This window comes from Paenibacillus farraposensis (assembly GCF_020736845.1).
Classification (GTDB): domain Bacteria; phylum Bacillota; class Bacilli; order Paenibacillales; family Paenibacillaceae; genus Paenibacillus; species Paenibacillus farraposensis.
In genome coordinates, this window is sequence record NZ_JAFFQR010000095.1 from 189699 (window position 1) to 197292 (window position 7594).

Here is a 7594-nt window from a genome sequence, read left to right on the forward strand (position 1 = left end):
TAGCATCGCTGGCACGAAGTGCATCGTGGTGACTCCATCACGGGCAATCGCATCGACAATGTCCTCCGGATCCTTTTCCCCGCCAACGGGCAGCAGGCTCACCTTCGAGCCAACCATCGACCACCAGAACAGCTCCCATACCGACACGTCGAAGGTGAAGGTGGTCTTTTGCAGGATCGTATCCTCTGCGCTCAGGCCGTAACGGTCATGCATCCACAAAATCCGGTTCAGAACTGAATGATGCTCCACCATCACGCCCTTCGATTTTCCGGTCGAACCGGAGGTGTAGATGATATAGGCTACATGGTGCGGCCCGCTCAGCGGCTCCAGATTCGAGCCGTCTTCGTGGTAGATGTCCTGGCCATCCTGCTCTGGACGATCCAGATCCAGCACCAGCACCTTGCCGTCAAAGCTCAAGGATGCCTGCTCAGCCACACGCGCTTGCGTCAGCACCAGCTTCGCTCCCGAGTCCTCCAGCATGAAGCGGATGCGATCTGCTGGATAGTCTGGATCGATCGGCACGTAGGCTCCGCCTGCCTTGAGGATCGCATAGATGCCTACGATCATCTCCAGCGAGCGCTGCGCCAGAATGCCTACTGGCTGATCCGGCTCGACGCCTTCCGCGCGCAAGGTGCGTGCGAGACGGTTGGCTCTCTCGTTCAGTTCACGGTAGGTTAAAGATTGATGGCCCCAAAATACGGCAATATGATCCGGCGTGCGCTCAGCCTGCTCCTCAAACAGCTTTTGGATCGTCTGATGGTGTGGATATGCAGAGGCAGTATTATTAAATTTTCCTGTAATCTGTTGTTTCTCCGCCGCTGTAACCAGTTCCAGCTCTTCCACGCAAACATTCGGGTCAAGCAAAATTTGCTCCAGCAAACGTACAAAATGTCCATACAGACGTTCAATGCCTGCTTGATCAAAGCAGAGCGCGTTATACATAAAACGAATCTTGATGACTTCTCCCGGCATAACGACAACGCCCAGATCGTAGTTGGTCTGCTCTGCAGCCACCACGTTGGAGATCGTGAATGTACCCTGCCCGTCATTTCCCAGCTCCTCGACCTGCTCATCCACCGGATAATTTTCAAACACCATAATATGGTTAATTAAATCCTGTTTCTGGTCGGTTAATGCCTGAATTTCAAATAGTGGATACGTATCATACGCATGAGAAGCCAGCGCCTGCTCCTGCATGTTCTTCATGACTTCTGCAAATGATTCCCCTGGCTCGGTACGGACACGAACGGGAATCGTATTAATGAACAAGCCGATGATGTTCTCGACCCCGATAATATCCGATGGACGGCCTGAGACGACACTGCCAAATACGACATCATTGTGGTTGTTATATTTTTGCAGCACAATCCCCCATACGGTTTGTAATAACGTATTCATGGTCACCTGATACCGCTTGGCCGTCTCCTCTACCCGAAGGGCCAGCTCATGCTCCAAATCCGTCACCCAATCGCTGGCTGTGTAGCCTTCACTCTTGCGACCGGTTTTTACTGCAGGTAGCGCTGTTGGCTGCTCATACCCGGATAAATAGCTTCTCCAGTAGTCGGCTGACGCCTCGCGATCCTGTGCTTCCAGCCACTCAATAAAGCTGCTGTACGGCACTGCCTGTGCCAGCTCTGGCACTTTGCCCACCTGAAGTGCTGCATAGCTCTCAAACACTTCTTTATTCACAAGGGACAGACACCAGCCATCCATCACAATATGATGGAAACTCCACACAAAATGGTAACTGTCTTCCCCGGTGCGCAAAACCGCTACACGCAGCAGAACATCCTGGCGCAGATCAAAGCCCCGTGCTTTATCTTCCAGCTTGAAGCTCTTCAGCCGGGCGTCCCTTGTTTCCACATCCAGCTCGCGTAAATCTTCGTAATAAAAGCCGCAGTCCCGGCTTCGATACACTACCTGCAACGGCTCCGTATCCCGGCCAAAATAAAAATGTGTACGCAGCGCCTCATGCCGCCGAACCAGCATATTCAGGCTGTCTGCAAAAGCCCGAATGTCCAGCTGGCCTTGCATATCATAAGAAACCTGCTCAAAATACGCGTCATTAGCGGCTGCTTGACTGTCGAGCTGGCTGTGAAACAGCATCCCTTTTTGCATCGGGGTCAGTGTATATATATTGTCGATCTTACCCGCAGTACCCATTTCAGATAACAGGCTGTCCAAGCCCTCTACACTCATTTCTTTATAGGAAATATCACTTGGGGTCAGCTCCGGGTGTTCTTTATTGGTGCAATGCGTCAAAATTTCACGCAAACTCGCTTCCAGTAATTTCGCCAATCGCTCTATCGTCTCTGGCCGATAGCTAGTACGGCTATAGCTAATCGTCAGCCCCAACTGGCCTCCCGAAATGATGCCGCCAAAATCCAGCGTATACGTCCGAGCCATAGACGGGCTAAGCGGCATACCCCCACTGAAAGGGGATGACTGCAGATCATTTCCCTTCATGTCCTGATCGAACTGTCCCAAATAGTTAAAGCTGATTTCGGGATCTGCCGCAAAAATGGCTGGAGATGCCGCCTGTCCCTGAAGATCAGCTAAGTATTTCAATACGCCGCACCCGATTCCTTTTTGCGGGATGCCGCGCATTCCTTCCTTTACATGCTTAATTCGCTGCGAAAGAGACAGCTCTTCTGCCATATCAAGCAAAACGGGATATTGGCTTGTAAACCATCCTACCGTCCGGGTAATGTCCACCTCTGGTAAAATCGATTCCCGGCCATGCCCCTCCAGATGAATCAGGAAACGCCCATTTCCGCACCACGCTTGCAATGCCATCCCCACAGCCGTCAGCAGCAGGTCGTTAACCTCTGTGCGGTAGGTGCGGTTTGCCTGTTTGAGCAGCTGCTCTGTCTCTTCATTGGTCCATACGGCGGTCACCGACTCGCTGTCGCCAATGAGCGGCTTTTCGTGCTCGTTATGCCCGTAATCCTGCGGTAAAGGAGCCAGCTCCGCTTGTGCAAGCTTCTCCCAATACGCACGCTCACGTTCGATGGCTGGACTGTCAGCATAAGCATGCAGCTGCTCGGCCCACGTTTGGAACGAATCCGTTTTATGAGGCAGCTGAATCACCTGTTCACCCTTGGAGGCTTGCTCATAAGCAGTTGTCAAATCCTCGAATAAAATACGCCATGATACCCCATCCACCACCAAATGGTGAATCACGACCAGCAAATGATCTCCATCCGGACAACGGAACAGCCCGAGCCTCATGAGCGGGCCTTCACTCAAAGAAATGCCGGATTGAATGTCATTGCACTTCGTTTCAATAACCTTCGCCACATCCTTCCCGCTTGCAGGGAAGTTCCTATAATCAAAACTCTCCAGATGGTACGTTTCGCCTTCCCCTACACTGCGGTTCCATGCGATATACTCATTCTCCGATGCACGAAAAACCATACGCAATGCATCATGATGAGCAGTAATTTGGTCCAGCGCTTGACGGAGTACCTGTTCATCATAGCCCTCCTGCCGGTAAAGCATGACCGATTGGTTAAAATAGTGCGGCTCCGTCGTAGGCTGCTCAAAAAACCAGCGCTGAATCGGGGTAAGCAAAACATGCCCTGTTATTTCTCCCTGCTCCGCCAGCCGGTTCACTGGCTGAATATGTGTGCATAGTCCGGCAATCGTCGGGTATTTGAACAGATCCTTCATTTCCAGCCTGTATCCAGCCTGAAACAGACGGGATGACACTTGAATGGCCTTGATGGAGTCGCCGCCCAAATGGAAAAAGTTATCCTGTATTCCAACTCGCCGGATCCCCAGAATTGCCCTCCAAGCCGCAGCCAGTGCATGCTGAACTTCCGTTTCAGGCGCCACATAATCCATGCCTGTATCCACATTGTGCTCAGGTGCAGGCAATGCTCTGCGGTCTACTTTGCCGTTAGACGTCAGCGGCAATGAGGCAAGCTGCACAAAGTAGGAAGGCACCATGTAGCCAGGCAAATCCTGTGACAAAACATGACGCAAGCCGCTGGCACTCAGTCCGCTGTCAGTTACGAAATATGCGCACAGCTGTTTTTGCCCGTTATCGTCCTGGCGTACGGTAACAATGGACCCCTTCACACCGGCAATAGCGGACAATCGGGTCTCAATTTCACCCAGCTCAATGCGGTAGCCGCGAATTTTGACCTGTTCATCCATACGTCCCTTATACTCCAAAACCCCATCTGCGCGCCAACGCGCCAAATCCCCTGTACGATAGCAGAGCTCTCCAGAGCGGAATGGACTGGCTATAAACTTTTCTGCCGTTAGCTCCGGACGGTTCAGGTATCCACGCGCCACACCGTCGCCACCGACGATCAGTTCCCCCCATGCCCCGACAGGCTGCAGCTTCAATGAACGATTGACCACATACGCAGTCGAATGATGAAGCGGACGCCCGATAGGGATAGCCTGGGTTTGCCGTTCCGGGATGTCGTAGGAGGTGGAAAAAGTCGTGTTCTCTGTCGGTCCGTAAGCATTGATCAACCGCAGCTGCGGGTACTCCTTCAACACGCGATTGACGTGTGGTACGGACAATACATCACCACCTACGAGCAGTTCCCTCAGGGACGCAAATAAGCCAATGTCTTGCTGTGAATGCTGATTGAATAAAGCCGAGGTCATGAACATGGTAGTAATGCGGTACTTGTCAATCGCCTGTTTGAGCTTGGCGGTATCCAAAATCGTGTCATGACTCACCAGGTACAGCTGACCACCGTTCAGCAGCGTTCCCCAGATTTCAAACGTGGAGGCATCGAACACAACTGCACCTATTTGCAGCATACGCGTATTTTCATCAAGCGTGGCATAGCTTTGGTTTTTCACCAACCGCACGACATTACGGTGCTCGATCATAACCCCCTTCGGCTTGCCTGTTGTACCAGAGGTATATATGACATGCGCAAGATCTGAAGAAGATCCCTCCGTTGAGATCACAGCAGAGTCATCCGCATGCACATTAAGTTCAGGTTCGCTGTTCCATCTTGGATCATCACTCAAAGCGATAACCGGAATACCCGGTTCAAAAAGAACCTGCTCACGTCGCTGTGCCAGTAACAGCTGAGCGCCGGAATCCTCTAGCAAATAACGGATACGCTCCTCAGGATAATCGGCATCCATCGGAACGTAGGCCCCTCCAGCCTTCAAAATCGCCAGCATACCGACGATCAGTTCAATGGAGCGCTCAGCCATAATCCCTACCCGCTGTATTTCCGGCTCGGAGCCGCGCCGTATCCCTTGAGAAGCGAGTATGCGTGCCAGACGGTTGGAACGTTCATTCAGCTCGCGGTAGGTAAGCCGTGTGTCCGCAAAGGTGATGGCCACCCGATCCGGCGATTGTGCGGCTTGTTCCTCGAACAACACATGCACAGACTGATCACACGGATATGGATAGTCTGCTGCTGTATCGTTAAATTGCTCTACAATCTGCTCTTTTTCCTGGGGCGAAACGATTTCAATCGCGGAAAGAACAATATCCGGCTGTTCTATAACTGCATCGACAAGCTGCTGCAAATGTGACGCCAATCGTTCGATGGTCTTCCGCTTATACAGCCGGGTTCCATATTGAAGACCACAGGCAATTTGCTCACCATCCTCCTGCGCGAACAAGCTCAAATCAAACTTGGCCGCTGTTTGTTCATTCGGATAGGGTGTCAATTGCAGCCCTTCCAGCTGCTGCTCCTTTTGCTCCAGATTTTGCAGAGCAAACATGGTATCAAATAGCGGATTGCGGCTTAAATCCCGATCCACACCCAGCTTGTCTACCACTTCTTCAAACGGGTAGTCCTGATGCTCAAAAGCCTTCAATGCATTGTCCTTGACCTCCAGGACATAATCGCGAAATGTTTTCCCGCCTTCCGGGTAATTACGCATAGCCAATGTATTTACAAACATTCCGATCAGATGGCCAAGATCAGCATGAGACCGGCCGGCAATGGGCGAACCGACGATAATATCCTCCTGTCCGCTATAATGGCTGAGCAAAGCTGTATACGCAGCCAACAGCACCATATACAATGTCGATTCTGTCTGTACTGCAATTCTTTTTAGTCCTTCGCTTTGCCGTGGATTGAGTGTAAATTCCAGCAAATCTCCTGCAAAGCTTCGCACCGCCGGACGCGGATAATCGGTCGGTATATCCAGCACGGGCAGCTCACCCGAGAAGGTATTCAGCCAGTAGCTTTCTTGCTTCCGGTAGTGTTCGCTTTGCTGCTGCTTCTGTTGCCAAGCGGCGTAGTCCTTGTACTGAATACGCAGTGGCGGCAGCGTGTCGCCTGCATATAAGCGGGCGAAATCCTGAATCAGTACGTTGATAGAGGTACCGTCTGAAATAATGTGATGCATATCCAGCAGCAAAATATGATGCTCTGGGCCGGTTTCAATCAGGCCCGTCCGGAACAGCGGAGCCTGCGCAAGCTCAAACGGCCGGGCAAAATCATGTACCAGTTGATCCGTGTGCTTACGGTCGGCTTCATCGGCCTGGAGCAGTTCGATATGAAATGGGACTTCGTCATGCACTCGCTGTACTGGTTCACCGTTCATGGTCTCAAAGCTAGTACGCAATGTTTCATGACGGGCAATAAGCTGGCGGAACGCTTTTTCCAGTGCTCTATGATCGAGTGAACCTGTCAGTGTCAGGGCGCCGGGGATGTTATAGCTAACTCCCGCTCCGTCAAGCTGACTCAGGATATACATCCGTTTTTGCGCCGAGGATACCGCATAATACGGCTTATTCTCAGCAACAGGGATCGATTCATAGGCGGTTTGATCCAGCGCTGCAATAGCCTGTGCAAGCAGTTCAATCGTCGGGTGCTCAAACAAATCCTTCAACTGCACATTTTTATGCAATTTCTTATGGATGAGCGATATGACATGTGTCGCCCGCAGGGAATGGCCGCCTGCTTCAAAAAAGTTATCCTTTCTCCCAATGCGCTCAAGCTCCAGCACCTCTTGCCAGATATTTGCCAGCTGTACTTCCAATGGAGTTTGAGGGGGTATAAATGCTGTGCCTGAGTTTACACATCCCTCCGGCTGCGGCAGCGCCCGGCGGTCCACCTTGCCGCTCTGCGTCAGCGGCAATTGCTCCAGCTGTATAAAATACGACGGCACCATGTAGCCCGGCAGTACCTGGCTCAGCGCGCTTCGCAGCTCGTTTGCCGCTACATCCGCATGGGTCACCACATAGGCGCACAGCTGCTTCTGTCCCTGCTCGTCCTCACGTGCGATCACGACGGCTTCTCGCACTGCTTCCAGCTTCAGCAGCTGCGCTTCCACCTCGCCCAGCTCGATCCGGTACCCCCGGATTTTGACCTGGGCGTCGATCCGGCCCTTGTATTCCAGCGTCCCGTCCGCATTCCAGCGCACCAGGTCGCCTGTGCGATAGCAGCGTTCTCCGCTGCGAAACGGGCTGTCGATGAACTTTTCAGCCGTCAGGTCAGGACGGTCGCGATACCCGCGCGCCACCCCGTCACCGCCGACGATCAGCTCTCCCCACGCCCCGACAGGCTGCAACTGCATCGAGCCGTCCACGACATATGCCGTCGAGTTATGGATCGGACGGCCAATCGGCACCGATTCCGTTTGCAATCCGGTA

The 7594-nt window shown here is 52.5% G+C and carries 1 protein-coding gene; it reads right to left on the reverse strand.

Annotated features, from left to right (window positions below; translation table 11 throughout):
* The coding region (locus JO375_RS15885) for a non-ribosomal peptide synthetase (protein WP_229525375.1) at positions 1–7594 on the reverse strand (7594 nt) is incomplete at both ends.